33 protein-coding genes and 1 tRNA gene are annotated in these 26,738 nt (G+C 64.2%); 27 read left to right on the forward strand and 7 right to left on the reverse strand.

Annotation, left to right across the window (positions count from 1 at the left end):
• Positions 1 to 6 precede the first annotated feature (6 nt).
• The gene (locus GVL12_RS04860) at positions 7 to 774 is read right to left on the reverse strand and encodes a DeoR/GlpR family DNA-binding transcription regulator (protein ID WP_159911540.1); all 768 of its coding nucleotides are present in this window, start codon (positions 772 to 774) and stop codon (positions 7 to 9) included.
• A 222-nt stretch (positions 775 to 996) separates the two neighbouring features.
• On the opposite strand from GVL12_RS04860, the gene GVL12_RS04865 reads away from it, so the two are divergent.
• From GVL12_RS04865 to GVL12_RS04960, 20 genes are all read left to right on the forward strand, one after another.
• Positions 997 to 2,592, forward strand: a complete 1,596-nt coding sequence (locus GVL12_RS04865; protein ID WP_159911541.1) for a glycerol-3-phosphate dehydrogenase/oxidase — start codon at positions 997 to 999, stop codon at positions 2,590 to 2,592.
• 393 nt (positions 2,593 to 2,985) lie between these two features.
• On the forward strand, positions 2,986 to 3,354 hold the full coding sequence (gene rplN, locus GVL12_RS04870; RefSeq protein ID WP_119558617.1) for a 50S ribosomal protein L14: 369 nt from the start codon (positions 2,986 to 2,988) through the stop codon (positions 3,352 to 3,354).
• Positions 3,355 to 3,365: 11 nt separating this feature from the next.
• Positions 3,366 to 3,686 carry a 50S ribosomal protein L24 gene (gene rplX / locus GVL12_RS04875; RefSeq protein WP_119558616.1) on the forward strand — a complete coding sequence of 107 codons (321 nt, stop codon included), beginning with the start codon at positions 3,366 to 3,368 and terminating at the stop codon, positions 3,684 to 3,686.
• 10 nt (positions 3,687 to 3,696) lie between these two features.
• Entirely contained in the window at positions 3,697 to 4,236 is a 540-nt protein-coding gene (rplE, locus tag GVL12_RS04880) for a 50S ribosomal protein L5 (RefSeq protein WP_159911542.1), read from the forward strand.
• A gap of 9 nt (positions 4,237 to 4,245) precedes the next feature.
• Positions 4,246 to 4,551 carry a 30S ribosomal protein S14 gene (rpsN, locus tag GVL12_RS04885; protein ID WP_159911543.1) on the forward strand — a complete coding sequence of 102 codons (306 nt, stop codon included), beginning with the start codon at positions 4,246 to 4,248 and terminating at the stop codon, positions 4,549 to 4,551.
• A gap of 20 nt (positions 4,552 to 4,571) precedes the next feature.
• Positions 4,572 to 4,967, forward strand: coding sequence for a 30S ribosomal protein S8 (gene rpsH, locus GVL12_RS04890; RefSeq protein ID WP_159911544.1), 396 nt, complete (start codon positions 4,572 to 4,574; stop codon positions 4,965 to 4,967).
• A 26-nt stretch (positions 4,968 to 4,993) separates the two neighbouring features.
• A complete protein-coding gene (rplF, locus tag GVL12_RS04895) occupies positions 4,994 to 5,527 on the forward strand; it encodes a 50S ribosomal protein L6 (protein ID WP_159911545.1) in 534 nt (177 codons plus the stop codon).
• Between the two features lie 14 nt (positions 5,528 to 5,541).
• A complete protein-coding gene (rplR, locus tag GVL12_RS04900; protein WP_235033806.1) occupies positions 5,542 to 5,904 on the forward strand; it encodes a 50S ribosomal protein L18 in 363 nt (120 codons plus the stop codon).
• Positions 5,905 to 5,919: 15 nt separating this feature from the next.
• On the forward strand, positions 5,920 to 6,438 hold the full coding sequence (gene rpsE / locus GVL12_RS04905) for a 30S ribosomal protein S5 (RefSeq protein ID WP_119558610.1): 519 nt from the start codon (positions 5,920 to 5,922) through the stop codon (positions 6,436 to 6,438).
• An 11-nt stretch (positions 6,439 to 6,449) separates the two neighbouring features.
• Positions 6,450 to 6,632 carry a 50S ribosomal protein L30 gene (gene rpmD, locus GVL12_RS04910; protein ID WP_119558609.1) on the forward strand — a complete coding sequence of 61 codons (183 nt, stop codon included), beginning with the start codon at positions 6,450 to 6,452 and terminating at the stop codon, positions 6,630 to 6,632.
• Positions 6,633 to 6,643: 11 nt separating this feature from the next.
• Positions 6,644 to 7,075: a 50S ribosomal protein L15 gene (gene rplO, locus GVL12_RS04915; RefSeq protein ID WP_159911547.1), complete on the forward strand. Its 432-nt coding sequence runs from the start codon at positions 6,644 to 6,646 to the stop codon at positions 7,073 to 7,075.
• Between the two features lie 23 nt (positions 7,076 to 7,098).
• Entirely contained in the window at positions 7,099 to 8,418 is a 1,320-nt protein-coding gene (secY, locus tag GVL12_RS04920) for a preprotein translocase subunit SecY (RefSeq protein ID WP_159911548.1), read from the forward strand.
• A 130-nt stretch (positions 8,419 to 8,548) separates the two neighbouring features.
• Positions 8,549 to 8,662 carry a 50S ribosomal protein L36 gene (gene rpmJ, locus GVL12_RS04925; protein ID WP_003050535.1) on the forward strand — a complete coding sequence of 38 codons (114 nt, stop codon included), beginning with the start codon at positions 8,549 to 8,551 and terminating at the stop codon, positions 8,660 to 8,662.
• A gap of 21 nt (positions 8,663 to 8,683) precedes the next feature.
• Positions 8,684 to 9,049, forward strand: a complete 366-nt coding sequence (rpsM, locus tag GVL12_RS04930; RefSeq protein WP_159911549.1) for a 30S ribosomal protein S13 — start codon at positions 8,684 to 8,686, stop codon at positions 9,047 to 9,049.
• 18 nt (positions 9,050 to 9,067) lie between these two features.
• Positions 9,068 to 9,472 carry a 30S ribosomal protein S11 gene (gene rpsK, locus GVL12_RS04935; RefSeq protein WP_159911550.1) on the forward strand — a complete coding sequence of 135 codons (405 nt, stop codon included), beginning with the start codon at positions 9,068 to 9,070 and terminating at the stop codon, positions 9,470 to 9,472.
• 89 nt (positions 9,473 to 9,561) lie between these two features.
• A complete protein-coding gene (gene rpsD / locus GVL12_RS04940; RefSeq protein WP_159911551.1) occupies positions 9,562 to 10,185 on the forward strand; it encodes a 30S ribosomal protein S4 in 624 nt (207 codons plus the stop codon).
• A gap of 112 nt (positions 10,186 to 10,297) precedes the next feature.
• The gene (rpoA, locus tag GVL12_RS04945) at positions 10,298 to 11,290 is read left to right on the forward strand and encodes a DNA-directed RNA polymerase subunit alpha (protein ID WP_159911552.1); all 993 of its coding nucleotides are present in this window, start codon (positions 10,298 to 10,300) and stop codon (positions 11,288 to 11,290) included.
• A 222-nt stretch (positions 11,291 to 11,512) separates the two neighbouring features.
• Complete coding sequence (gene rplQ / locus GVL12_RS04950; protein WP_159911553.1) at positions 11,513 to 11,902, forward strand: 50S ribosomal protein L17; 390 nt, start codon at positions 11,513 to 11,515, stop codon at positions 11,900 to 11,902.
• Between the two features lie 24 nt (positions 11,903 to 11,926).
• Positions 11,927 to 12,003: transfer RNA gene (locus tag GVL12_RS04955), tRNA-Met, on the forward strand.
• 112 nt (positions 12,004 to 12,115) lie between these two features.
• A complete protein-coding gene (locus tag GVL12_RS04960) occupies positions 12,116 to 13,372 on the forward strand; it encodes an Hsp70 family protein (RefSeq protein WP_159911554.1) in 1,257 nt (418 codons plus the stop codon).
• An 80-nt stretch (positions 13,373 to 13,452) separates the two neighbouring features.
• Here the strand turns inward: GVL12_RS04960 and rsmI are convergent, their stop codons facing one another.
• Positions 13,453 to 14,379, reverse strand: a complete 927-nt coding sequence (gene rsmI / locus GVL12_RS04965; protein ID WP_159911555.1) for a 16S rRNA (cytidine(1402)-2'-O)-methyltransferase — start codon at positions 14,377 to 14,379, stop codon at positions 13,453 to 13,455.
• Between rsmI and GVL12_RS04970 the strand changes: the two genes are divergently transcribed.
• From GVL12_RS04970 to GVL12_RS04980, 3 genes are read left to right on the forward strand one after another with little or no spacing between them, the layout of a single operon-like run.
• Positions 14,379 to 14,789: a YraN family protein gene (locus GVL12_RS04970; RefSeq protein WP_159911556.1), complete on the forward strand. Its 411-nt coding sequence runs from the start codon at positions 14,379 to 14,381 to the stop codon at positions 14,787 to 14,789. The two genes, rsmI and GVL12_RS04970, sit on opposite strands and share 1 nt — an antisense overlap.
• A gap of 49 nt (positions 14,790 to 14,838) precedes the next feature.
• Complete coding sequence (locus tag GVL12_RS04975) at positions 14,839 to 15,447, forward strand: SIS domain-containing protein (RefSeq protein WP_159911557.1); 609 nt, start codon at positions 14,839 to 14,841, stop codon at positions 15,445 to 15,447.
• The gene (locus tag GVL12_RS04980; RefSeq protein ID WP_159911558.1) at positions 15,444 to 16,100 is read left to right on the forward strand and encodes a BON domain-containing protein; all 657 of its coding nucleotides are present in this window, start codon (positions 15,444 to 15,446) and stop codon (positions 16,098 to 16,100) included. Before GVL12_RS04975 ends, GVL12_RS04980 begins: the two co-directional genes overlap by 4 nt.
• Positions 16,101 to 16,200: 100 nt before the next feature.
• Here GVL12_RS04980 and GVL12_RS04985 read toward each other — a convergent pair whose 3' ends face one another.
• From GVL12_RS04985 to GVL12_RS05000, 4 genes are all read right to left on the reverse strand, one after another.
• On the reverse strand, positions 16,201 to 17,103 hold the full coding sequence (locus tag GVL12_RS04985; protein ID WP_159911559.1) for an NAD(P)-dependent oxidoreductase: 903 nt from the start codon (positions 17,101 to 17,103) through the stop codon (positions 16,201 to 16,203).
• 196 nt (positions 17,104 to 17,299) lie between these two features.
• The gene (locus GVL12_RS04990) at positions 17,300 to 18,436 is read right to left on the reverse strand and encodes a PilT/PilU family type 4a pilus ATPase (protein ID WP_159911560.1); all 1,137 of its coding nucleotides are present in this window, start codon (positions 18,434 to 18,436) and stop codon (positions 17,300 to 17,302) included.
• Between the two features lie 48 nt (positions 18,437 to 18,484).
• Positions 18,485 to 19,153 carry a Crp/Fnr family transcriptional regulator gene (locus GVL12_RS04995; RefSeq protein WP_200843503.1) on the reverse strand — a complete coding sequence of 223 codons (669 nt, stop codon included), beginning with the start codon at positions 19,151 to 19,153 and terminating at the stop codon, positions 18,485 to 18,487.
• A gap of 34 nt (positions 19,154 to 19,187) precedes the next feature.
• Positions 19,188 to 20,231, reverse strand: a complete 1,044-nt coding sequence (locus GVL12_RS05000) for a type IV pilus twitching motility protein PilT (protein ID WP_159911561.1) — start codon at positions 20,229 to 20,231, stop codon at positions 19,188 to 19,190.
• A gap of 38 nt (positions 20,232 to 20,269) precedes the next feature.
• Between GVL12_RS05000 and GVL12_RS05005 the strand changes: the two genes are divergently transcribed.
• Positions 20,270 to 20,992: a YggS family pyridoxal phosphate-dependent enzyme gene (locus GVL12_RS05005; RefSeq protein WP_159911562.1), complete on the forward strand. Its 723-nt coding sequence runs from the start codon at positions 20,270 to 20,272 to the stop codon at positions 20,990 to 20,992.
• A 28-nt stretch (positions 20,993 to 21,020) separates the two neighbouring features.
• Here the strand turns inward: GVL12_RS05005 and GVL12_RS05010 are convergent, their stop codons facing one another.
• Positions 21,021 to 21,995, reverse strand: a complete 975-nt coding sequence (locus tag GVL12_RS05010) for a tripartite tricarboxylate transporter substrate binding protein (RefSeq protein ID WP_159911563.1) — start codon at positions 21,993 to 21,995, stop codon at positions 21,021 to 21,023.
• 582 nt (positions 21,996 to 22,577) lie between these two features.
• Here GVL12_RS05010 and GVL12_RS05015 point away from each other — a divergent pair.
• The 3 genes from GVL12_RS05015 to GVL12_RS05025 all read left to right on the forward strand — a co-directional run bounded on the left by GVL12_RS05015 (position 22,578) and on the right by GVL12_RS05025 (position 26,737).
• Positions 22,578 to 23,096: a sigma-70 family RNA polymerase sigma factor gene (locus GVL12_RS05015; RefSeq protein WP_235033804.1), complete on the forward strand. Its 519-nt coding sequence runs from the start codon at positions 22,578 to 22,580 to the stop codon at positions 23,094 to 23,096.
• A gap of 1 nt (position 23,097) precedes the next feature.
• A complete protein-coding gene (locus GVL12_RS05020; protein ID WP_159911565.1) occupies positions 23,098 to 24,099 on the forward strand; it encodes a FecR domain-containing protein in 1,002 nt (333 codons plus the stop codon).
• Positions 24,100 to 24,172: 73 nt separating this feature from the next.
• Positions 24,173 to 26,737, forward strand: a complete 2,565-nt coding sequence (locus GVL12_RS05025; protein WP_159911566.1) for a TonB-dependent receptor — start codon at positions 24,173 to 24,175, stop codon at positions 26,735 to 26,737.
• Position 26,738: the final 1 nt, after the last annotated feature.

A 26,738-nucleotide genomic window follows, 5' to 3' on the forward strand; every position in this document is an offset into this window, starting at 1 on the left:
GGGAGGTCATACGGCCACGGTGCATTGCACGCCGGCGTCGGCGAGCAGCGGCGCAATGGCCGGCGGCGGGGGAGCGTCGGTGAACAGGCGGTGGATCTGGGCCAGCGTGGCCAGTTGCACCATGGCCTGGCGCTCGAACTTGCTGTGGTCGGCGGCAAGCCAGACTTCGCGTGACTGGGCAATGATGGTCTGGGCCACCTTGACTTCGCGCAGGTCGAAATCGCGCAGCGAACCATCGGCCTCGATCGCCGAGATGCCGATCAGCGCGATGTCCACCTTGAACTGGCGGATGAAGTCCACCGCCGCCTCGCCGACAATGCCGCGGTCGCGCGAGCGCACCACGCCACCGGCGACAATCACTTCGCAGTCGGTATTGCTGCTCAGGATGGCGGCGACATTGAGGTTGTTGGTGATCACGCGCAGGCCCCGGTGCTGGAGCAGCGCCTGGGCGATGGCTTCGGTGGTGGTGCCGATGTTCAGGATCAGCGAGCAGCCATTGGGCACGGCCTGGGCGACGGCCCGCGCGATGCGCGCCTTGCCGTCGGCGTGCAGGCCCTGGCGCTGGGGGTGGGCCAGGTTCTCGACCGTGGCGCTGGGCACGCGCACGCCGCCGTGAAAGCGCACCAGCAGGCCTGCGTCGGCGAGCTTTTGCACGTCGCGGCGCACGGTCTGCAGCGTCACGCCGAGTGCGATGGCCAGTTGCTCCACCGTGGCGGATTGCTGCTGGCGCACGGCGTCGAGCAACTGGAGTTGGCGGGGGTTGGAGTGGTTCACGCTTCTTCCTGGTGCGAGTTTGGCTGTAGGTTAAAGACTAATTTCGAATCAAAACGCGCTAATGTGAACATGTTATTCACAAAAACGAAACAAAAAGAGCGAAAATTACGCCATTGATTGTGACGCACATTGTTCCCGCCGTTGCGCTGCCCTTGATGGGGGCGTGGCCGCCCGCAGTCTGCGTCGCCCGATTTTCACCCAACCACGCTGCCAATCCCGCTTATGACAACTTCTTCGCTTCCCCTGGACACGGACCGCGCCGCCTTGCTGGCGCGGCTGGCCGAGCCTTGCGTCTACGACCTGGCCGTCATCGGCGGCGGCGCCACGGGCCTGGGCGTGGCGCTGGACGCGGTGGCGCGGGGCTTCAAGGTGCTGCTGCTCGAGTCGCATGATTTTGCCAAAGGCACGTCGTCGCGTGCCACCAAGCTGGTGCATGGTGGCGTGCGCTACCTGGCCCAGGGCAATATCGCGCTGGTGCGCGAAGCGCTGCACGAGCGCACCACCTTGCTGCGCAACGCGCCGCATCTGGCGCAGCGCCTGGCGTTCGTGATGCCATCGTACCGCCTGCTCGACACGCCGTTCTACGGCGCGGGCCTGAAGATGTATGACGCGCTGGCCGGCAAGGCGGGCCTGGGCGCGACCGAGTTCCTGAGCCGCGACAAGACGGTTTCGCTGCTGCCCACGGCGCGCACCCAGGGTCTCAAGGGCGGCGTCAAGTACTGGGACGGCCAGTTCGACGATGCGCGCCTGGCGCTGGCGCTGGCGCGCACGGCCGCGGCCAAGGGCGCGCTGCTGGTCAATTACTGCCCGGCCAAGGAGTTGCTGCATGAAGACGGCAAGGTCGCGGGCGTGGTCTGCGAAGATGCGGAAACCGGCACGGTCTACCGCGTGCGCGCCAAGTGTGTTGTGAATGCAACAGGTCCGTGGGTCGACCTGTTCCGCCAGCTCGACGGCAAGGCGCTGGGCCGGACAGTCAAGCCCATGGTCGCGCCCAGCCAGGGCGTGCACGTGGTCGTGGACCGCGAATTCCTGCCCACCGACCACGCGCTGCTGATCCCCAAGACCGCCGACGGCCGCGTGCTGTTCGCCGTGCCATGGCTGGGCAAGGTGATCCTGGGCACGACCGACACGCCGCGCAACGATCTGGCGCGCGAGCCGCTGCCGTTCCCCGAGGAAGTCGACTTCATCCTGTCGGAAGCCGGCAAGTACCTGGTGCGCCAGCCCACGCGCAGCGATGTGCGCAGCGTCTGGGTCGGCCTGCGTCCGCTGGTCAAGCCCCAGGACGACGATGGCGAGAACACCAAGAAGATCAGCCGCGAGCACACGGTGATGAGCAGCCGCTCGGGCCTGGTCACGGTGACCGGCGGCAAGTGGACCACCTACCGCGCCATGGCCGAGGACGTGCTGCGCGAATGCTTTGCCACGGGCCAGCTGCCCGAGCGCGCGGGCGGCGTCACGGTGAACCTGCCGCTGGTCGGCGCGCCGCTGCCCGGCGAAGTGCTCCAGGGCATGAATGCGCCCCAGGGCCTGCACTCGTACGGCACGGAAGCCGCGGCCGTGGCCGCGCTGCCCGGGGCCGATGTCTGGCTGGTCGACGGCCTGAGCGAAGCCATGGTGCGCTTTGCGGTGCGCCATGAATATGCGCGCAGCGTCGAGGACGTGCTTGCGCGCCGCAGCCGCCTGCTGTTCCTCGACGCCCAGCGCGCGGTCTCGATCGCGCCGCGCGTGGCGGCCTTGATCGAGCAAGAGCTGGGTCGCGATGCGGGATTGGCCGCGTTCCAGTCGCTGGCGTTGCAGTATTTGCCACGCGCACAGTAATGCCAAACCCGTGAGCGCCCGACGCCCGGTTGCTGCGGGTTGCTCACTTTATTAAATCGGGTTTCCAGGCTGCACAAGCCTTGCAAGCTACTGATTTGATAGTGTTTTCGCAGTCCGTAGAGATCGCCGCCGGCCTCTGCTGCCATTGCGCCGCGCCGGCCCGTGCCGACCTGCAACGCAGGGCCGGCAAAATGGCCTAAGCGGTTGACGTGCAAAGGAAATTCTGCGAGAATCGAATGCTTCACGTTTAATGCGTGAGGTTTCTGCCCAGCGGGAAGCGCAGCAAAATGGTTTGCGGCGTGGACGACGGGCCCAAGACTGACTGGCTGGTCGCAGACCCTGAGAAGTAATCTGGGGCTGTTTCCTGAGCTGGTGCAAGTTGGGAATATTGAAATGATCCAAACAGAATCTCGGTTAGAGGTTGCCGACAACACCGGCGCTAAGTCCGTCCTGTGCATCAAGGTGCTGGGTGGCTCGAAGCGTCGCTATGCAAGTGTTGGCGACATCATCAAGGTGAGCGTTAAAGAAGCTGCTCCACGTGGCCGCGTCAAAAAAGGCGAGGTTTACAGTGCAGTGGTCGTGCGCACGGCGAAGGGTATTCGCCGCGCTGACGGTTCGCTCGTTAAATTTGACGGCAATGCAGCAGTTCTGCTCAACGCCAAGCTTGAGCCCATCGGCACTCGCATCTTCGGACCCGTGACGCGTGAACTGCGTACCGAGAAGTTCATGAAGATCGTGTCCCTGGCACCTGAAGTTCTCTAAAGGAAAGTGCAATGAACAAGATTCGCAAGGGCGACCAAGTCATCGTGCTGACTGGCCGTGACAAGGGCAAGCAAGGCGTCGTGGCGCTGCGCAAGGACGATTCCTACGTGTTGATCGATGGCATCAACCTCGTGAAGAAGCACGTCAAGCCAAACCCCATGAAGGGCACCACTGGCGGCATCGTGGAAAAGGCCATGCCTATCCACCAATCCAACGTGGCTATTTTCAATGCAGCTACTGGCAAGGCCGACCGCGTGGGCATCAAGCTCAGCGCCGACGGCAAGCGCGTTCGCGTGTACAAGTCCAGCGGCGCTGAAATCAAGGCGGCCTAAGGGGTAAAACATGGCACGACTGCAAAAACTCTATCGCGAAAAAATCGCGGCTGAACTCAAAGAGAAGTTCGGCTACACCTCCACTATGGAAGTGCCCCGTCTGACCAAGATCACCCTGAACATGGGTGTGAGCGAAGCCGTGGCCGACAAGAAGGTGATGGACAACGCTGTGGCTGACCTGACCAAGATCGCTGGTCAAAAGCCCGTGGTGACCAAGGCCAAGAAGGCTATCGCCGGTTTCAAGATCCGTGAAGGCCAGGCAATTGGCTGCATGGTGACCCTGCGTGGCGTTCAGATGTACGAATTCCTGGACCGTTTCGTCACCGTGGCTCTGCCCCGCGTGCGTGACTTCCGTGGTATCTCGGGCCGTTCGTTCGATGGTCGCGGCAACTACAACGTTGGCGTCAAAGAACAAATCATCTTCCCTGAAATTGAGTACGACAAGGTCGACGCACTGCGCGGTCTCAATATCAGCATCACCACGACTGCGAAGAACGACGAAGAGTGCAAGGCACTGCTCGCCGCTTTCCGCTTCCCGTTCAAGAACTGAGGCAAGCGTATGGCAAAAGTAGCATTGATCCAGCGCGAACTGAAGCGCGAAAAACTGGCAGCCAAGTACGCTGTCAAGTACACCGAGCTGAAGGCCATCGCCGGCGACGCAAAGCGTAGCGACGAAGAGCGTGATGCAGCCCGCCTGGGCCTGCAAAAGCTCCCGCGCAACGCCAACCCTACACGTCAACGTAACCGCTGCGCAATCACCGGTCGCCCACGTGGCACGTTCCGCCAATTTGGTCTGGCACGTGCAAAGATCCGTGAACTGGCTTTCGCAGGCGACATCCCCGGTGTCACCAAGGCCAGCTGGTAAGCAAGCAGGAGAGATTAAACATGAGCATGAGTGATCCCATCGCTGACTTGCTGACCCGCATCCGCAATGCACAAATGGTCGCCAAGACCACCGTGACGGCTCCTTCTTCCAAAGTGAAGATCGCCATCGCACAGGTGCTGAAAGATGAAGGCTATATCGACGGTTTCCAAGTGAAAACCGAAGACGGCAAGGCTGAACTCGAAATCACCCTGAAGTACTACGCGGGTCGCCCCGTGATCGAGCGCATCGAGCGCGTGAGCCGTCCCGGCCTGCGCGTGTACAAGGGCCGTGATGCAATTCCACAAGTCATGAATGGCTTGGGCGTGGCTATCGTTACCACCCCCCAAGGCGTGATGACCGATCGTAAAGCACGTGCTACCGGTGTCGGTGGCGAAGTGCTTTGCTATGTGGCCTAACGTGACATTGAAGGAGAAATACTGAAATGTCTCGCGTAGCAAAAATGCCTGTGACCATCCCCGCTGGCGTGGATGTGTCCATCAATGATGCACAAATCAGTGTCAAGGGCACTGGCGGCACTCTGTCGCTGGCCCAGAACGCACTGGTCACTGTGACCAATGCCGACGGCAAGCTCTCTTTCGAGCCCGCCAACGACTCCCGTGAAGCCAACGCCATGAGTGGTACCCAGCGTCAGCTGGTGAACAACATGGTCACTGGCGTGACCAAGGGTTTCGAGAAGAAGCTGACGCTGGTAGGCGTGGGCTTCAAGGCCGCTGCCTCGGGTTCCAAGCTGAACCTGGCCATCGGCTTCTCGCACCCCGTGAACTTCGAAATGCCCGCCGGCATTACGGTGGCTACCCCGATCCCGACCGAAATCGTGATCAAGGGCGCCGACCGTCAGGTCGTGGGCCAACTGGCCGCTGAGATCCGTGCTGTTCGTCCTCCCGAGCCCTACAAGGGCAAGGGTATCCGCTATGCGGACGAGAAGATCACGATCAAAGAGACCAAGAAGAAATAAGGAGCTGCAATATGTTGACCAAGAAAGAGCAGCGTCTCCGTCGTGCACGTCAGACCCGCATCCGCATTGCCCAGCAAGGCGTGGCGCGTCTGAGCGTGAACCGCACGAACCTCCACATCTATGCGAGCGTGATCTCTGGCGACGGCACCACGGTGCTGGCCAGCGCTTCCACTGCCGAAGCCGAAGTGCGCACGTCGCTCGGCGGCGCCGGCAAGGGTGGCAACGCCGCTGCAGCAGCCGTCATTGGCAAGCGCATTGCTGAAAAGGCAAAGGCTGCTGGTGTCGAGAAGGTTGCATTCGATCGCGCAGGTTTTGCCTATCACGGTCGCGTCAAGGCTTTGGCCGACGCAGCCCGTGAAGCTGGCCTGCAGTTCTAAGCGGAGCGGATAAAAATGGCTAAATTTTCCCCCAAAGTGCAAGACGAAGGTCGTGACGACGGTCTGCGCGAAAAAATGATCGCGGTCAACCGCGTCACCAAGGTTGTGAAGGGCGGTCGTATCCTCGGCTTCGCTGCACTGACCGTGGTTGGCGACGGTGACGGCCGTGTTGGCATGGGCAAGGGCAAGTCGAAAGAAGTGCCCGCTTCCGTGCAAAAGGCGATGGAAGAAGCGCGCCGCAACATGATCAAGGTGTCCCTGAAGAACGGCACGATCCATCACATGGTTAACGGTCACCACGGTGCCGCTTCCGTCATGATGGCTCCCGCTCCCAAGGGTACCGGCATCATCGCCGGCGGCCCGATGCGCGCCGTGTTCGAAGTGTTGGGTATCACGGACATCGTGGCCAAGAGCCATGGTTCCTCCAACCCTTACAACATGGTTCGCGCCACGTTAGACGCCCTGACTCGTTCCACGACCCCCTCGGAAGTGGCATCGAAGCGCGGCAAGTCGGTCGAAGACATCTTCGCCTGATTGGAGTCCACATGACGACGCAACAAACTGTCAAGATTCAACTGGTGCGCAGCCCTATCGGCACCAAGGAATCGCATCGCGCCACCGTTCGCGGCCTGGGTCTGCGCAAGCTCAATAGCATCAGCGAGCTGCAAGACACTCCCGAAGTCCGTGGCATGATCAACAAGATCAGCTATCTGGTCAAGGTCCTCTGAAAGGATTGATGATGGAACTCAATAGCATCAAGCCTGCAGACGGCTCCAAGCACGCCAAGCGCCGCGTTGGTCGCGGTATCGGTTCCGGCCTGGGCAAGACTGCCGGTCGTGGCCACAAGGGTCAAAAATCGCGTTCGGGCGGCTACCACAAGGTAGGCTTCGAAGGCGGTCAAATGCCTCTGCAACGCCGCTTGCCCAAGCGCGGTTTCAAGTCGCATCTGCTGAAGTTCAATGCAGAAGTGACGCTGACTGCCCTCGAGCAACTCGGTCTGGCCGAAGTCGATCTGGCTGCCCTCAAGCAGGCTGGCCTGGTCGGTGAAATCGCCAAAGTCGTGAAGGTCATCAAGAGCGGCGCAATCACCAAGGCTGTAAAGCTCAATGGTATTGCTGCTACAGCGGGTGCCAAGGCAGCTATTGAAGCTGCCGGTGGCAACGTGGCCTGATTAAGTTCTGAAAGAAGACATCCGTGGCTACTAGCGCAGCTCAAATTGCAAAAACCGGAAAATTCGGCGATTTGCGTCGTCGGCTGGTTTTTCTGTTGCTTGCGCTGGTCGTATACCGTATCGGGGCGCATATCCCCGTGCCGGGCATCGATCCAGCGCAGCTGCAGCAGCTGTTCAATGGCCAGCAGGGCGGCATTCTCAATCTGTTCAATATGTTCTCGGGTGGGGCGCTTTCGCGCTTCACGGTGTTCGCACTGGGGATCATGCCGTACATCTCGGCATCGATCATCATGCAACTGATGACCTATGTCGTCCCGACGTTCGAACAGCTGAAAAAAGAAGGTGAATCGGGTCGTCGCAAGATCACCCAGTACACCCGCTACGGCACTTTGGGCCTGGCGATTTTTCAGTCCCTTGGGATTGCAGTGGCTCTGGAAAGCTCGGCAGGACTGGTGCTCACGCCAGGTTTTGGCTTCCGCCTCACGGCAGTCGTCAGCCTGACAGCCGGCACCATATTCCTGATGTGGCTCGGTGAACAGATCACTGAACGTGGTCTGGGCAACGGTATCTCTATCCTCATTTTTGCTGGTATTGCCGCAGGCTTGCCCAGCTCGATTGGTGGATTGCTGGAACTGGTGCGCACCGGAGCGATGAGCATTCTGGCTGCGATCTTCATTGTTCTCGTGGTGGCAGGCGTGACGTATTTCGTCGTGTTCGTCGAGCGAGGGCAGCGCAAGATCCTGGTGAACTACGCACGCCGTCAAGTAGGTAACAAGGTTTATGGTGGCCAGTCCTCGCACTTGCCACTGAAGCTGAACATGGCCGGGGTCATTCCTCCCATCTTCGCTTCCTCGATCATCTTGTTGCCTGCCACGGTGGTGAACTGGTTCAGCGCGGGAGAGTCGATGCGTTGGTTGCGTGACATTGCAGGCGCCCTGACCCCTGGTCAGCCGGTGTACGTGATGTTCTATGCAGCTGCCATCATCTTCTTCTGCTTCTTCTATACGGCCCTGGTCTTCAACAGCCGGGAAACAGCCGACAATCTGAAGAAGAGCGGTGCGTTCATTCCGGGCATTCGCCCAGGTGAGCATACGGCGCGCTACATCGACAAGATCCTGGTTCGCCTGACCTTGGCTGGCGCGGTGTACATCACATTCGTGTGTCTGTTACCCGAGTTCATGATCCTGAAGTACAACGTTCCGTTCTACTTCGGTGGTACATCACTGCTGATTATTGTGGTGGTGACCATGGACTTCATGGCACAGGTGCAGAACTACATGATGTCGCAGCAGTACGAGTCGCTCCTGAAAAAAGCGAACTTCAAGGCTACGCCGGGCACTTGAGAAAAAGTTATGGAGGCTCCGGGCGATGCCAGGGGCCTCCAGCTCAGAGTTAGTAGATTGTCCCGAAATGGGGACGCCACAAGTTCCGTGCAGATTGGCCGGAACGGATGCAAAGTTTTAGGAGAATGAAATGAGAGTTTCGGCTTCGGTCAAGAAAATCTGCCGCAACTGCAAGATCATCCGCCGCAAAGGTGTGGTGCGTGTGATCTGCACAGACCAGCGCCATAAGCAGCGCCAGGGTTGATTGAAAGTATAGAGGACGCATATGGCACGTATCGCTGGCATTAATATTCCGCCGCATCAGCATGCTGAAATCGGCCTGACCGCTATTTATGGTATCGGTCGTACCCGCGCTCGCAAGATTTGCGAAGCATGCGAAATCGCATATTCCAAGAAGATCAAAGATCTGACGGATGGCGATCTCGAAAAAATCCGTGACGCGATTGCACAGTTCACCATCGAAGGTGACCTGCGTCGTGAAACAACGATGAACATCAAGCGTTTGATGGACATTGGTTGCTATCGCGGTTTCCGTCATCGCCGTGGCCTGCCCATGCGCGGCCAGCGCACTCGCACTAATGCGCGTACTCGCAAGGGTCCGCGTAAGGGTGCAGCGGCTTTGAAGAAATAAAGAGATTGAAAGATCACTATGGCTAAATCTCCCGCAAACAACGCATCACAGCGCGTGCGCAAGAAGGTTCGCAAGAACATTTCTGACGGCATCGCTCACGTGCACGCGTCGTTCAACAACACGATCATCACCATCACTGACCGCCAGGGCAATGCATTGTCTTGGGCTTCGTCGGGTGGCCAAGGCTTCAAGGGCTCGCGCAAGTCGACGCCTTTCGCAGCCCAAGTGGCTTCCGAAGTTGCTGGTCGTGCAGCGATTGAACAAGGCATCAAGAACGTCGACGTCGAAATCAAGGGCCCCGGTCCTGGTCGCGAATCGTCGGTGCGCGCTCTGGGTGCCCTGGGCATCCGCATCACTTCCATCTCGGACGTGACGCCTGTGCCGCACAACGGCTGCCGCCCGCAAAAGCGTCGTCGTATCTAATTTTTTATAAGCCCACCGCCACCTGCATGGCTTGGCCAAGCAGGTGGCTCCCGCAATTGTTTTGCGGCAGATGACACAAGGAAGATCACGTGGCACGTTATATCGGCCCCAAGGCCAAACTTTCCCGCCGTGAAGGCACCGACCTGTTCCTGAAGAGCGCACGTCGCTCGATCGCGGACAAGTCGAAGTTTGACACCAAGCCCGGCCAGCATGGCCGCACTTCTGGCCAGCGCACTTCGGACTACGGTCTGCAACTGCGTGAAAAGCAGAAGGTCAAGCGCATGTACGGCATTCTGGAAAAGCAATTCCGCCGCTACTTCGAAGCTGCTGATGGCAAAAAGGGCAACACGGGTGCAAACCTGCTGACGCTGCTGGAAAGCCGTCTGGACAACGTCGTGTACCGCATGGGCTTCGGCTCCACGCGTGCAGAAGCCCGTCAGCTGGTGTCGCACAAGGCGATCACCGTGAACGGTAACTCGGTCAACATCGCTTCCTACCTGGTCAAGGTCGGTGACGTGGTTGCCGTGCGCGAAAAGTCCAAGAAGCAGGCTCGCATCGTCGAAGCCATGCAACTGGCTCAGCAAGTGGGCTTCCCCGCTTGGGTGGAAGTCAGCCTGGACAAGGCAGAAGGAACCTTCAAGAAGGCTCCTGACCGTGACGAATTCGGCGCAGACATCAACGAATCCCTGATCGTTGAATTGTATTCGCGTTGATTTTTCCGGCTAATTTTCGCTAAAACCGTCCCTGAACCGCGAGGCATCGCGGTTTAGGCGCTTCACCAGCCTTACCGGTGTAACGAGCCGGGGGTATTGAGAGGAAGTCTGCATGCAAACCAATTTGCTGAAACCCAAGGCAATCAATGTCGAACAACTTGGCCACAACCGTGCCAAGGTCGCACTTGAGCCGTTCGAGCGTGGTTACGGCCACACGCTGGGCAATGCCCTGCGCCGTGTTCTGCTCTCGTCCATGGTGGGTTACGCAGCGACGGAAGTCACGATTGCCGGCGTGCTCCATGAGTACTCCTCGATCGACGGCGTTCAGGAAGATGTGGTCAACATCCTGCTGAACCTCAAGGGCGTGGTGTTCAAGCTGCACAACCGTGACGAAGTCACGCTGAGCCTGCGCAAGGATGGCGAAGGCGTTGTCACTGCACGTGATATCCAGACCCCGCACGATGTTGAAATCGTCAACCCTGATCATGTGATTGCCAATCTGTCGCAAGGCGGCAAGCTGGACATGCAGATCAAGGTCGAAAAGGGCCGTGGCTATGTGCCGGGCAATGTGCGTCGCTATGGCGATGAGTCCACCAAGTCGATCGGCCGTATTGTGCTCGACGCATCGTTCTCCCCTGTGAAGCGCGTCAGCTACACGGTGGAAAGCGCGCGTGTCGAACAGCGTACCGACCTCGACAAGCTGGTGGTCGAAATCGAGACCAACGGTGCCATCACCGCTGAAGACGCAGTGCGCGCTTCGGCCAAGATCCTGGTCGAGCAACTGGCTGTGTTCGCACAGCTCGAAGGCGGCGATCTGGAAGGCATCACGGGCAGCGCAGCTCCGCGCAACAACGCGAGCTTCGATCCTATCTTGCTGCGTCCTGTGGACGAGCTGGAACTGACGGTGCGTTCGGCCAACTGCTTGAAGGCCGAAAACATCTACTACATCGGCGACCTGATTCAGCGTACCGAAAACGAGCTGCTCAAGACCCCCAACCTGGGTCGCAAGTCGCTCAACGAGATCAAGGAAGTCCTGGCTTCCCGCGGTCTGACGCTGGGCATGAAGCTCGAAAACTGGCCGCCAGCCGGCCTGGACAAGCGTTAAAAAGAGGGGCCAAGGCGGCCCAGCAAATCGATAGATTTGCGCTTGAGACTAGGCGTGTTGCCGCAGACAGTGCAAATTGCACGGCAAGGCAACGCAACGACGTCTCAAGGGACGAATTGGACACTCTGAGCTATAATTTGCATCCCGCCTTTGGGTGGGCAGTGCCTCGGGCAGTACCTGATACGGCTGCCCGATTTAATTAAATATCAAGGAAAAAGCACCATGCGCCACGGTCACGGCCTCCGCAAACTCAATCGCACTTCTTCGCACCGCCTGGCGATGCTGCAGAACATGATGAATTCGCTCATCGAGCACGAAGCCATCAAGACTACCGTCCCCAAGGCCAAGGAACTGCGCCGCGTGATCGAGCCCATGATCACCCTGGCCAAGGTCGACACCGTCGCCAACCGCCGCCTGGCTTTCGACCGCCTGCGCGACCGCGACAGCGTCACCAAGCTGTTCAACGTGCTGGGCCCCCGTTTCAACACCCGTCCCGGTGGCTACACGCGTATCCTGAAGATGGGCTTCCGCGTGGGCGACAACGCCCCCATGGCCTACGTTGAATTGGTGGAACGCACCGAAGAAGTTCAAACTTCCGACGCAGCAGCCTAAATCTGCTGTACAATAACTACATACCGCGCGATGGAGCAGTCTGGTAGCTCGTTGGGCTCATAACCCAAAGGTCGGAGGTTCAAATCCTTCTCGCGCAACCAAACATTCAACGCCCACTTTACAGTGGGCGTTTTTGTTTTTGCGGTCCGCCTTCTCGCTGGCCGCCGCCGGTTCACTTTCTCTGCGCGCACTTCGCTTGCGGCCCTCTGATTGATGACTTCTTCGTTTCCCAGCACCCTTGGCATTGATTTCGGCACCTCCAACTCGGCGATGGCGCTGCGCGTCGCGGGCAGCCCGGCCCGCCTGATTCCCCTCGAAGGCGAGATGCTGGCCATGCCGACGGCCTTGTTTTTTCATGCCGAAGAACTGAGCACCCATTACGGGCGCGATGCGATGGCGCAGTACCTCGAAGGCGAGGAAGGGCGGCTGATGCGCTCGCTCAAGAGCCTGCTGGGCAGCGCGCTGCTGCAGGACAAGACCGTGGTGCATGGCAACCTGGTGAGCTACCAGGACATCATCGCGCTGTTTCTGCGCCAGCTCGCGACCCGCGCCCAGAAGGAACTCGGCCAGATGCCCGAGCGCGTGGTGCTGGGCCGGCCGGTGCATTTTGTCGATGACGACCTTGAGCGCGATGCGCTGGCCGAAAGCGCGCTGCGCGAAGCTGCGCACCGCGCGGGCTTTGCCCAGGTGCAGTTCCAGCTCGAGCCGATTGCCGCGGCGCTCGACTACGAGCAGCGCCTGGACCGCGAGTCGGTGGTGCTGGTGGTCGACATCGGCGGCGGTACTTCCGACTTCACCGTCGTGCGCCTGGGGCCCGAGCGCATTGCGCACCCGGACCGCAGCGTCGACGTGCTGGCGACGGCCGGCGTGCACATCGGCGGCACCGATTTCGACCAGCGGCTCAATCTCGAGCTGCTGCAGCCGCTGCTGGGTTTGCGCCACCATGGAAAAAGCGGGCGCGAAGTACCCAGCCGCGTGTTCTTCGATCTGTCGACCTGGCATCTGATCCAGTGGCTCTACACCGCCAAGGCGGTGCGCGAAGCGCAGGGACTGCGCACCGATTACCAGGACGAGCGCCTGCATGCGCGGCTGATGACGGTACTCGAAGAACGCCTGGGCCACCGCCTGGCCAACACCATGGAGCAGGGCAAGATCGCGGTGTCGCAAAGCGGCGCTGCCCAGACCCTGGACCTGGGCTGGCTCGAAGCGCAGCTGCAGGCCCAGGTCACGCCCGAAGCGATGGACATGCATCTGCAACCCGCGCTGGCGCGCGTCGTCGCCTGCGCCGAGGATTGCCTGCGCCGCGCGGGCGTGCAGGCCCGGGCGCTAGACGCGATCTACCTCACGGGCGGCTCTTCGGCGCTGCGCCCGCTGCGCAGTGCCCTGCGCGCGGCGTTTCCGGATACGGCGCAGGTCGAAGGCGATCTGTTTGGCGGGGTGGCTTCGGGGCTGGCTTATACCCAGGGGTGACAGCGGTCCTGGTTGAGGGCAGGACGTTCATCCTTCAATCCTTCGCCAAGCTCGGCACTTCGGATCAGGACGAACGGGTATCAGTCTTCGTCAGCGCCTTCGCGCTTGATCTGCAGCGCCGCGTCATAGAGCGCGTTGCGCGCCGCGCCGGTGATGTCGGCGGCCAGTCGCACCGCGACCTTGGTCGGCAGTTCGGGGAGCAGCAGGCGCAGCACGCGCAGGCCTTCGCCGCTGTCTTCCTGCAGCGCCACGGGGTGCAGCACGACCACGAATTCACCGCGTGAGCGCTGGGGCGAGCCTTCGAGCCAGGCCGGCAGCTGGTCCGCGGGCCGGGTCACGATTTCCTCGAACTGCTTGGTGATTTCGCGCGCCAGCGTGACGTTGCGCGCGCCCAGAACCGCCAGCGCCTGGGCCAGTTCGCCTATGCGGTGCGGGGCTTCGAGCAGTACGCAGCAGCGCGCCTCGTGCGCGAGCTGCTGCACCTGCGTTGCGCGCTCGGCCTGTTTGCTGGCAAGAAAACCCGCGAACAGGAAACCGCTGCTGGCCTGCGTTGGCGCGACCGCGCCCGCGACGCTGAGCGCGGCCGTGATGCTGCTTGCGCCGGGCAGCGGAATGGTACGCAGGCCTGCGGCCTGCACGGCCGCGGCCAGGCGTGCGCCCGGGTCGCTGACGCCGGGCGTGCCCGCGTCGCTCACGTAGGCCATGCGCTGACCCTGCTGCAGGCGTGCAATCACCTGCTGCGCGGCTTCGGCTTCGTTATGCTGGTGCAGGGCCAGCAGCTGGCTGCCGGGCCGCTCCAGCCCGTAGGAGCGCAGCAGGCCCTGGGTATGGCGCGTGTCCTCGCAGGCAATGCTGTCGACGATCTGCAGCACATGCAGCGCGCGCAGGCTGATGTCGGCAAGGTTGCCGATCGGGGTGGCGACCACATACAGGGCGCCTTGCGGGTAATGTTGCGCCGAGGCTGCGTCGTGGGCAGCGCTCAGCGCAGAGGCGAAAGAGGCACTCAATGGGTTTCCTTAAAAATCCGGGCGCAGCGGGCGCGGCGCCGTCGACCACCCGGCAACTGGGCCAGGCCGGTGAAGACCAGGCGCTGCACTGTCTGCAGGCCGCAGGCCTGCGGCTGGTGGAGCGCAATTATCGGACGCCCGGGCGTGGCGGTGGCGAGATTGACCTCATCATGCGCGATGCCGATGGCACGCTGGTGTTTGTCGAGGTGCGCCGCCGTGGTCGTGCCGGCTATGGCGGCGCGGGCGCGAGCATAGGCGCGGCCAAGCAGGCGCACATTGTGCGCGCGGCCCGGCATTATCTGCAACGCTGGCCGTCAGCGCCGCCTTGCCGCTTCGACGTGGTGCTGATCGACACCGCAGGCCTGCAATGGCTGCGCGCGGCCTTCGACGTCGACGGCCAGGTCGGGTAACCGTGGGATGGCGAAAGGTTTGTAGCCTCGCAGGTATCATCGGGCCTCCATGCTAGAGCAACGTATCCAACAGCATTTCATCGACAGCGCCGACCTGAAGTATCAGGCCGCGCAGGCGTTGAGTCTTCCCATCGCTTCCGCTGTGCAGGCCATGCTGGCCTGCGTGACCAGTGGCGGCAAAGTCCTGGCCTGCGGCTGCGGCCCTTCCGTCACCGACGCGCAGATGTTCGCATCCCTGTGCGTGACGGGGTTCGAGCGCGACCGTCCCGAACTCGCCGCACTTGCCCTGAGTGCGCAAGGAGGGCTGCTGGGCAGCCTGCCGGTGTCGGGCGGCGGCGGCAATGCGCAGCACTATCTGGCCCGCCAGGTGCGTGCGCTGGGCCAGGCCGGGGATCTGCTGCTGGTGCTGTCGGTGACCGGCAACGACCCCTGCGCGCTCGAAGCCGTCGAAGCCGCGCATGAGCGCGACATGATGGCGGTGGTGCTCAGCGGCCGTACCGGCGGCAGCCTGTCGACGCGCATGCGCGAGACCGATGTGCTGATCTGCGTGCCGCATGACCGCGCGGCACGCGTGCGCGAAGTGCATGCATTGGTGCTGCACTGCCTGTGCGATGGCGTGGATGCCCAGTTGTTAGGTGAACAGGAGATGCCTTTATGAAGTTCAAGATCCACCGTGCCGTTTGTTCCTCCCTGGCTGTTGTGCTGCTCGGCGGCGCATTGTCGGCCTGCGTTCCGCTGGTGGTGGGCGGCGGCATGGTCGCGGGCACGCTGGTGGCAGTCGACCGGCGCACGGCCGGCACCCAGGTCGAAGACGAAACCATCGAGGTCAAGGCCGCGAACCGGATTCGCGAGACCCTGGGCGACAAGGCACGCATCAATGTGACCAGCTACAACCGCCAGGTGCTGCTGACCGGCGAGGTGGGCAACGAGACCGACAAACAGACCCTGGGCCGCCTGGTCGAGTCCGTCGACAACGTGCGCGCCGTGGTCAACGAGGCGACGGTCGCACCGTTCACCGCAACGCTGAGCCAGCGCTCGGGCGACACATTCATCACCGGCAAGGTGCGTGCGAGCCTGATGGACGCCAAGGATCTGCAGGCGTCGGCGTTCAAGGTCGTGACCGAGACCAAGGTGGTCTATCTGATGGGCATCGTCACGCCGCGTGAAGCCAAGCGCGCGGCCGAGATCGCGCGCGGCGTCAATGGCGTGACCAAGGTGGTGCGCGTGTTCGAAGTGGTTTCGGAAGATGAACTGGCGCGTTACGAGCCCAAGCAGGTGCCGGTCACGACCGACGCTTCGCCGTCGCTTTGATGGCGTAAGCCTCTCCAAAAAACAGCCGGCAATGCCGGCTGTTTTTTCTGCGGGGCTGGGTGTTTACCGTTCGCCCCAAGGCAAAAACGCGGTGTGGGGGTTATTTCAAGCGCTTGATCAGGCTGGAGGTATCCCAGCGGCTGCCGCCCATCTGCTGCACGTCGGCGTAGAACTGGTCGACGAGCGCGGTGACCGGCAGGCGTGCGCCGTTGCGGCGCGCTTCGTCGAGCACCAGGCCCAGGTCCTTGCGCATCCAGTCGACGGCAAAGCCGAAGTCGAATTCGTCGGCGACCATGGTCTTGCCGCGCTGGTCCATCTGCCAGCTCTGCGCCGCGCCCTTGCCTATGACGTCGAGCACCTGCGCCATGTCCAGGCCGGCCTTGCCGCCAAACGCAATCGCTTCGGACAGGCCCTGGATCAGGCCCGCGAGGCAGATCTGGTTGACCATCTTCGCGAGCTGGCCCGCGCCGCTGTCGCCGAGCAGCGTGCAGGCGCGCGAGAAGGCCATGGCCACGGGCTGGATGCTGGCAAAGGCCGCGGCATCGCCGCCGCACATCACCGTGAGCTGGCCGTTCTGGGCGCCGGCCTGGCCGCCCGAGACCGGCGCGTCGATGAACTGCAGGCCCAGGGCCTGGGCCGCGGCATTGAGTTCGCGCGCGACTTCGGCCGAGGCCGTGGTGTGGTCGACAAAGACCGCGCCGGGCTGCATGCCCGCGAGCGCGCCCTGCGCGCCGAGCACCACCGAGCGCAGGTCGTCGTCATTGCCGACGCAGCAGAACACGATATCGGCGCCTTCGGCGGCTTCGCGCGGGGTGGCGGCGTGGCGCGGCGCAGCGGTGTCGGCGTACTCGGCGCACCACTGCGTGGCCTTTGCGGGGCTGCGGTTGTAGACCGTGACGCGGTGGCCGGCACGCGCGAGGTGGCCGGCCATGGGGTAACCCATCACACCCAGACCCAGGAAGGCCACGGAGCGTGAAAGAGTGGTATTCGAGAGATTAGACATAAGTTATCAAATTTCAGATGGGAAAAGGTCCGAACGTAGGCAAAGCGTATCCATAGTGCCATCACTGCTAGCGGCCTCTGAAACTGGCGTGCTCCAGGTCAGGGGCACCGAGCAAGGGCCGCCCCGCAGCGATGGTGCCGTCCCCCTCCACCGAAGGATGAGAGGGGGAAGCGGCGCCAGCCGCTCAGGGGGTGCCTTAAACGATAGCGAAATGCTCTGTGCCTGACGATAGGTCGAGGTTGCGCGCGCGCTGGCTGTTGAGCTTGATGTTCAGGCGCAGGTCATTGACCGAGTCGGCATTGCGCAGCGCGTCTTCGTAGGTGATCTGCTGGGTCTCGAACAGATCGTACAGCGCCTGGTCGAAGGTCTGCATGCCCAGGTCGCGCCCTTTCTTCATGATTTCCTTGATCTCGGCGACTTCGCCCTTGAAGATCAGATCGGAAATCAGCGGCGTGTTGAGCAGCACTTCCATGGCCGCGACCCGGCCCTTGCTGTCCTGCTTGGCGATCAGCCGCTGCGAGACCATGGCGCGCAGGTTCAGCGACAGGTCCATCAGCAGTTGCTGGCGCCGCTCTTCGGGGAAGAAGTTGACGATGCGGTCGAGCGCCTGGTTGGCGCTGTTGGCGTGCAGCGTGGCCAGGCACAGGTGGCCGGTTTCGGAGAACGCGATCGCGTGCTCCATGGTCTCGCGATCGCGGATCTCGCCCATCAGGATCACGTCGGGCGCCTGGCGCAGCGTGTTCTTGAGCGCGGCTTCCCAGCTGTCGGTGTCGAGGCCGACTTCGCGCTGGGTGATGACGCAGTTCTTGTGCGGGTGCACGAATTCGATAGGGTCCTCGACGGTGATGATGTGGCCGAACGAGTTCTCGTTGCGCCAGTCGACCATTGCCGCGAGCGTGGTCGACTTGCCCGAGCCCGTGGCGCCGACCAGGATGCACAGGCCGCGCTTGCACATCGCGATTTCCTTGAGCACCTGCGGCACGCCGAGCTTGTCGATGGTCGGCACCGTCATCGGGATGGTGCGCATGACCATGCCGATGCGCCCCTGCTGCATGAAGGTGTTGACGCGAAAGCGCCCTATGCCCGCGGGCGAGATCGCGAAGTTGCTTTCCTTGGTGCGCTCGAAGTCGGCGATCTGCTTGTCGCTCATGATCGAGCGCGCGAGCGTCAGCGTGTGCAGCGGCGTCAGCGGCTGGGGCGAGACCTTGGTGATCTTGCCGTCGACCTTGATGGCCGGCGGAAACTCCGCGGTGATGAACAGGTCGCTGCCGTTGCGGCTGACCATGAGCTGGAGCAGATCGTTGATGAATTTACTGGCCTGGTCTCGTTCCATGGGATTCTCCGGTGACTGGGGCAGTGCCTGCGCCAGAATGCGATGGGGCTAGGGCGATTGATGGCCCAGGCGGCTGCTCACGGCCCGCAGGCGCACCGAGAGCTTGCGGGCCAGGATGGCGATCAACTGGGCGGCGAGCGCGGGATCGTGCACCAGCATGTCGTCCAGGGCTTCGGCGCTGAGCACCGCGAGTTCGCTGTCCACCAGCGTGGTGCAGCTCGAGAAGCGCTGGCCGCTGTCGAGCAGCGACATTTCGCCGAGCAGGTCGCCCGGCCCGGTTTGCGCCAGGCGCAGCGTTTCGCCCCAGGGCTGGCGGCGATTGACGACCAGCTCGCCGCTGAGCACCACCACCATGAAGTTGCCGTACTCGTCCTGCAGGATGACGTCGCGCTGGGCCTTGACGGCCGCGAAGTGCAGATAGCGCTCCATGCGCGCCAGCGCTTCGGGCGTGAGCGTCGACAGATGGCGGTCATGCGCCCACAGCGCCTGCAGCGTGCGCAGCGCGGCGCGCGCCGACAGGGGCCGCGCGCCGAGCTCGACGGCGCGCGCTTCCCAGGGCACGAGCGGGCCCTGGTTGCCCTGGTGCCAGGCGGTGGCGAAGAACGCCGACTCGGCCTCCTGGCGCAAGGCCTCGGCTTGCTGCGTCTGGCGCAGCCGCTGCAGGATGCGCATCACCGCGCGCTCCCGGCGCCGACCTGCGGGTGGCGGGCGTGGCACGGACGCAGGGGCGAAGTCATGGTTGCCAGGGGGTTCAACCGGGGAAGTTGTCCGGAATCTTGGCCTTGCCGCGCGCTTCGGCCGCGCTGATGATGTTGCGGCGCACCAGGTCGGTGAGGTTCTGGTCCAGCGTCTGCATGCCGACGTTCTGGCTGGTCTGGATGGTGGAGTACATCTGCGCGACCTTGGCTTCGCGGATCAGGTTGCGGATGGCGCTGGTTCCGAGCATGATTTCGTGCGCGGCGACGCGGCCCGTGCCGTCCCTGGTCTTGCACAGGGTCTGCGAAATGACGGCCTGCAGCGACTCCGACAGCATGGCGCGCACCATTTCCTTTTCCTCGGCGGGGAAGACGTCGATGATACGGTCTATGGTCTTCGCGGCGCTCGAGGTGTGCAGCGTGCCGAACACCAGATGGCCGGTTTCCGCGGCCGTCATCGCCAGGCGTATGGTCTCGAGGTCGCGCATTTCGCCGACCAGGATCGCGTCCGGATCCTCGCGCAGCGCCGAGCGCAGAGCGGCCGCGAACGAATGCGTCATCGGCCCGACTTCACGCTGGTTGATCAGGCATTTCTTGGAGTCGTGGACGAACTCGATAGGGTCCTCGACGGTCAGGATATGGCCGTACTCGGTCTCGTTGAGGTAGTTGACCATGGCCGCGAGCGTGGTCGACTTGCCCGAGCCCGTGGGCCCGGTCACGAGCACCAGGCCGCGCGGCTTGAGCGCGAGTTCGGCGAAGATCTTGGGCGCGTTGAGCTGCTCGAGCGTCAGGATCTTGCTGGGAATGGTGCGAAACACCGCGGCCGCGCCGCGGTGCTGGTTGAAGGCGTTGACGCGAAAACGCGCCAGGCCTTCGATCTCGAACGAGAAGTCGATTTCCAGGAATTCATCGTAGACCTTGCGCTGGGCATCGCTCATGATGTCGTAGATCATCGCGTGCACGGTCTTGTGGTCCAGTGCGTCGACATTGATGCGCCGCACGTCGCCATGCACGCGGATCATGGGCGGCAGGCCCGCGGAAAGGTGCAGATCGGATGCCTTGTTCTTGACGCTGAACGCCAGCAATTGGGTGATGTCCACGAAAGGCCCTTTGTCGTTTGGTACGCTTGTCGGTGATTATGACAATGATTGGTAACAACCTCCAACAGATCCGCGCGCGCCTGGACCAGGCCTGCGTGGACGCCGAACGCGCGCCGGGCAGTGTCGCGTTGCTCGCCGTTTCCAAGACGTTCGGCCCCGACGCGGTGCGCGAGGCTGCGCTGGCCGGCCAGCAGGATTTCGGCGAGAACTACATCCAGGAAGCGGTCGAGAAGATCGCCATCCTGCGCGAGATGGCCTGGCCGCCGGGGCAGGCACCGCTGCGCTGGCACTGCATAGGCCCTATCCAGAGCAACAAGACGCGGCTGGTGGCCGAGCACTTCGACTGGGCGCACAGCGTGGACCGGCTCAAGATCGCGCAGCGCCTGTCGGACCAGCGGCCCGAGGGCATGGCGCCGCTGCAGGTCTGCCTGCAGGTCAATCCCGACGGCGGCGCGGCCAAGTCCGGCGTGCCGCCCGAGGAAGCGCTGGCGCTGGCCCAGGCGGTGGCGCTGCTGCCCAATCTGCAGCTGCGCGGGCTGATGGCGATCCCCGAGGAAGGCGCGGACTTCGCCGCCCAGTACGCGGTGCACCGCCGCATGCGGCAACTGTTCGACACCATCGCCGCGAGCGGCGCGCCGGGCCTGGCCGCGTTCGATACGCTGTCGCTGGGCATGACAGCCGACCTCGAGGCGGCCGTGCACGCGGGCAGCACGCTGGTGCGCGTGGGCCGCGGAATCTTCGGCGGGCGCGCGCCGCGCTGAACACGTGGGCGTGCGCGCGGCGCGTGTCTCACTCGAGCGCTATGCGCTGGCTGCGAATCAACGGGTGCCAGCGCGCGGTTTCCGCGCGCACCAGCTCTTCGAAGGCCTGGGGCGTGCCGGCCACGGGCTCCAGGCCTAGATCGGTGTACCTGGCGTGCACTTCGGGCCGCTGCAGCGCGGCCGCGATGGCCTGCTGCAGCGCCGCCACGGTGTCAGCGGGCGTGGTGGCGCGCACCGCGACGCCGATCAGGGCCGTGGCCTGCATTTCGGCCAGGCCCAGTTCCTCGAAGGTGGGCACGTCGGGCAGCAGCGGGTGGCGCCGGGTGTCGGCCACGGCCAGCGCGCGCAGCTTGCCGGTCTTGAGAAAGCCGCTGGCGGGCGCGTAGTCGCTCATCACGGCCGGGATCTGCCCGCCGACCAGATCGCTGAGTGCCGGCGCGGAACCGCGGTAGGGAACATGCGTCATGGACAGACCGGCCTGCTTCTTGAGCAGTTCCATCGCCAGGTGCTGCGGGCTGCCTGCACCGGCCGAGCCGTAGCTCAGGCGTCCCGGGCCGCGGCGCGCTTCGGCGAAAAAGGCCTGGACGTTGCGCGCCTGGCTGCCCGGGCCGGCCAGCAGGATCATCGGTGTGCGCGCCAGCAGCGTGACCAGGGCCAGGTCGCGCGCCGGCGCGTAGCTCAGGTTCTTGTAGAGCGCGGCGTTGAAGACCAGCGTGCCGTTGTCCACGTTGAGCAGCGTGTGGCCGTCGGGCGCTGCGCGCAGCAGGTCGGCGACGGCGACCGCGCCGTTGCCTCCGGGCTTGTTCTCGATCGCCACCGACTGCTGCAGCTCCAGGCCCAGGGGCTGGGCGACGACGCGCGCCATGAAGTCCGATCCGCCTCCGGCCGGGTAGGGCACCAGCCAGCGCAGCGGCTGGGTGGGAAAGTCCGCGGCCCGGGCTGCAGGCAGCGCGGCCAGCAGGCCGGTACAGATCATCAGCGCAAGCGCCATTCGCTTCTTCATGGAATCTCCTTGGAGGGGGCAGCGCGCAGACCGATGACAGCATTCCTGCTCCAGGGCCTGGGCGTAGCGGCGGCCGTGGGACAGCGCCGGCGCCCGTCCGCGGCCAGCAGCGGATCGCGCGCCAGGGCGGTGGGAGGCGGGTCGGCAAGGGGGTGTCGTATAGGTGGGCGCTGGATGGGTCATGTCATACCCAGCGGTATATATTGAACACCAGATTCGCGCCTTCCCCATCGTAGTCGGTCAAGGCGAACCCGGGCGCCGATGCCCGGCAGGTGCTGGACGATGCGGGGTTCCGCGCGCAGGCGGTGTTCGGGCGACGCCAGGGCCGCCCCGGCGAGCGGATCGTTGCGCTGGGCCGAGAGGGCAGACCGTGGTCATGGACGCCGAATGCGACCCACGCACCGCAGAGATGGATGCCGTCGAACGTCTGGCGGCGATTTCCCGCCAGTGGCGGAGCGTGCCCAAACGCATGCCCCTTCCGCATTCTTTGCAATGGCCGCTACAATGCGATTAATTCTCATTTGAGTTGTTTCGGCCGGCTTCTACGGTGCGGGGCAGCTCGCCCGAATGGAGCCTCCCGCCGTGTCCACCTTACCGCCGCAGCCCTCCAGTGTTCCCGCCGTCGAGGCGCTTTACGTCGAGCATCACGGCTGGCTGCAGATGTGGCTGCGCAAGAAGCTGTCGAATGCGGCGGATGCCGCGGACATCGCACATGACACTTTCGTGCGCGTGCTGGCCTCGCGCAGCAGGACCCGCATTGCCGAGCCGCGGGCCTTTCTCACCACGGTGGCCAGGGGCCTGGTGATCGACACCTGGCGGCGCCAGGAAATCGAGCGCGCCTACCGGGAGGCGCTGTTGCGCCAGCCCGAGCAGTTCGCGCCGTCGCCCGAGGCGCATCTCGTCATCGTCGAGACGCTGGCACGCATAGACCAGTTGCTCGACGGCCTCAAGCCCAAGGTGCGCACTGCCTTCCTGCTGGCGCAGATCGAGGAGATGCACCATGGGGCGATCGCCGAACGCATGGGCGTGAGCGCGCGCTCGGTCGACCGCTACGTCGCCGAGGGGCTGTACCACTGCCATATCGCGCTGAGTGCCGCCTGACATGCTGCCCAGGCCCGCTGCCGCCCAGTCCCTGCCCGTCCGCCAGGCCTTTCTCTGGATGGCCCGGCTGCAGTCGGGCAGCGCCGATGCCCGCATGCACCGCGCGTTCGAGCAGTGGCGCAGCGCCCACCCCGAGCATGAGCGCGCCTGGCTGCGCGCCCAGGAGGTCGGCCAGGCGCTGCAGGCGGATTTTCGCGCCCTGTCCGGCGGCGCGGGCCAGGCGTCTTTCGACGCCCTGCAGACCGGCGCGCAGCGGCTGAGCCGCCGTCGGCTGCTGGCCAAGCTCTCGATCGGCGCCGCCACCGTGGCCCCGGTTGCCTGGCTGACGCATGAAATCGCGCCGTGGCAGCGCCTGTCGGCGGACTTCGCCACGGCCAAGGGCGAGCGGCGCACCGTGACGCTGCCGGACGGCACGGCGCTCTCGCTCAATACCGATAGCGCCGTGCAGCTGCGCTTCGATGGATTGCAGCGCCTGCTGGTTCTCACGCGCGGCGAGATCGCGCTGCGTTCCGGCGCCGATGCTGCGGCATCGACGTGGCGACCGCTGCGCGTGCAGACGCGCGACGGCCTGTTCGAAGCGCTAGGCACGCGTTTCGTCGTGCGGCTCGCGCCCGCCTTCAGCCTGCTGGTGGTCGAGGAGGGCGCGGTGGCGATGCAGCCCGCGCAGGCTGCGCCGGATGACGGGCGCACTGTTGCGCGTGCCGGCGCCATCTACCGGCTCAGCGCAAGCGGCGCCGTGCCGGCCGACACGGGCGGCCTCGACCCGACGGGCTGGACCGATGGCGCGCTGGTGCTGCGCGACATGCGGCTTGCCGATTTCCTGACCGAGGTCGGTCGCTACCGCCGTGGCCACGTGGGCTGCGACCCGCGCGCGGCCGCGTTGCGGCTGTCTGGCGTCTACCGGCTCGACGATACGGAGCGGTTGCTGGCGGTCCTGCCCAGCGTCCTGCCCGTGCGCATCGACTACCGGACCCGTTTCTGGGTGCAGGTGTCGATGCGCTGAAAATTTTTTCATTTTTCTGTCGAAATCTGGCGTCCCGTTCGGCATGGACAGGACATACGCCTTTTCTATCGCCATGCCTCCTCTTCACTCCCCGCCCGCCCGCTTGCGGCCCGCCGCGCTGGCTGTCTGCCTGCACGGCGTGCTGTGCTTGCCTGTCGCAGGCCTGACCCAGGTCGTCGCACCGCCCCCTGCGCCGGCGGCGGCGCAGCTCGCCGATGCCGGCGCGCGTGCCTACCAGCTCGTGGCCGGACCGCTGGACGACACGCTCAACCGCTTCGCGCGGCAGGCCGGCATCACGCTGTCGTTCACGCCGCAGCAGGTCACGGGCCTGCGCAGCCGCGGGCTCGAGGGGCGCTTTTCCGTCGAGACGGGCCTGGCCGCGTTGCTGGCGGGCTCCGGCTACGTGGCGCGCGCGCAGGCCCCCGGCCATTACGTGCTGCAGACCACGCAGCGCGCCACCAGCGGGGTCACGCCGGCGAGCGATGCACCGGCCGTGACGCTGCCCCTCACCACCGTGACGGCCCGGCGCGACCGGCGCCAGGAGGTCTTCGACACGCCCGGCTCCCTGGCCGTGGTGACGCGCGAGGACATAGACCGGCTGCCACCGCGCAACACCTCCGATGTGCTGGCCGACGTGCCGGGCGTCTACACCTCGCAGGGCCGCCAGAGCCCCGGCGTATCGGTCAACCTGCGCGGCATGCAGGACTTCGGCCGGGTCAACGTGATGATCGACGGCACGCGGCAGAACTACCAGCAAAGCGGCCACGGCTCCAATGGCGCGGTCTACCTCGATCCCGAGCTGCTGGGCGGCGTGGACATCACCAAGGGGCCCAGCTCCACGGTGGGGGGCGCGGGGATGATCGCCGGCACGGTCAACTTCCGCACGCTGGAGGCCGAGGACCTGATAGGGGACGGCCGCAGCAGCGGCTCGCGGGTCAACACCACCACCGGCACCAACGCCTATGATTTCTCCGGCAGCCTGGCCGGCGCGTGGCGCCTGGGCGAAGACGGCAGCCTGCTGGCGGCGGTCGGGCGCAAGAAGGTCGGGCAGTTCGACTGGGGCAAGCGCAACTACCGCCCCGCGCTGCAGGACATGGCGCCGACCTCGCTCATGACGGGCCAGGACCAGTGGTCCGCATTGCTCAAGGCCACCACCCGGCTGACGCGCGACCAGGAACTCAAGCTGAGCTACATCGGGCTGGACGCGCGCTTCAGCGAAGGCGCGCGCACCGCGGACGAAATCGCGACGGCCAGCCGCAACCAGGTGCGCAGCGACACCGTGCTGCTCAACCACCACTGGACCCCGGACTCGCCACTGGTCGACCTGCGCTCCAGCCTCTACTTCACCCGTACCCAGACCTACCAGCAGCGCGAGGCCAGCACCTCGCTGGACTACGGCGCCTTCCAGATCCAGTACGAGACGAACACCGTCGGCGCCACCGTCGAGAACACCGCGCGCCTGAAGACCGGGGCGATGGGCGCCCTCGTCAAGACCGGAGGGGAGTTCTTCCACGACTGGACGCGTCCCCAGGCCCAGCCGCAAGGCGACGGCCAGTCGCTGTGGTTCACCGGCGCGACGCCCGAAGGCCGGCGCACCGTGGCGAGTGCTTTCTCGGAACTCACGCTGCTGTACGGAGACTGGCTCGAAGCCAGCGCCGGCCTGCGCTACGACTGGTACGGCCTGCAGGGCGAGGGCCAGATGTACGTGGGGCGCATCGCCAACCCCGCGGGTGTGCGGCCACCCCATACGCTGGTCTACGGCAACTTCGACGTCGACCGCCACGCAGGGGCCTTCGCGCCCAAGCTGAGCATCGCTGCGCGCCCTATCGATCGCCTGCAGCTCTTCGCCAGTTACGGCCAGGGTCTGCGGCCGGCGGCCATCACCGAATCGCTGATGTGGGGCATGCACGTGGGCAACCTCTTTCCCTACTACCCGAACCCGGGGCTCAGGGAAGAGCGTTCGCGCAATGCCGAGATCGGTGCCAATCTGATGTTCGACGGCCTGCTCGCCCGAGGCGACAAGCTGCGCCTGAAGACGGCATGGTTCGACACCCGTGTGGAGAACTACATCGCGCAGGCGCGGATCATGTCGCCGATCAGCGTGGCCGGCGGCGGCACCGGACCGATGGCCTTCGTCAACCTGCAGGATCCGACGCGCTTTCGCGGGCTGGAGCTGCAGGCCGAGTACGACGCCGGGCCGGTCTTCGCATCGCTCTCCTACACCCGCACGCTGATCGACACCGGGCGCGGCGGCTACGATCCGTTTCCGCTCGGCAGCCTGGTCGGCTTCCCGCCCACCAGCCTCGGCCAGTCGAACGGCGCCGACATCTGGTACGTGCTGCCTCCCGCGCGCCGGCTGATGCTGGGCGGCGGCGTCAGGCTGCTCGAGCGCAAGCTCACGCTCGGTGCCCGGTTGCGCGACGAGCGCCCCGCACACAACCGCAGCCAGTGGATCACGGCCGATGCGACGCCGTGGCGCGTCTACGACCTCTGGGCCGCCTATGAGCTGAACCCGCAGACCACCGTGCGGCTGGCGCTCGAGAACGTGCGCGACGACCACTACATCGAGATGAACGGCACCAGCTACATGGCCGGGCCGGGCCGAACGGTGCTGCTCTCGATGACTTTCAAGTTCTGAA

It is taken from the genome of Pantoea sp. 18069 (assembly GCF_902706035.1).
In the GTDB taxonomy this organism is placed as follows: domain Bacteria; phylum Pseudomonadota; class Gammaproteobacteria; order Burkholderiales; family Burkholderiaceae_C; genus Comamonas.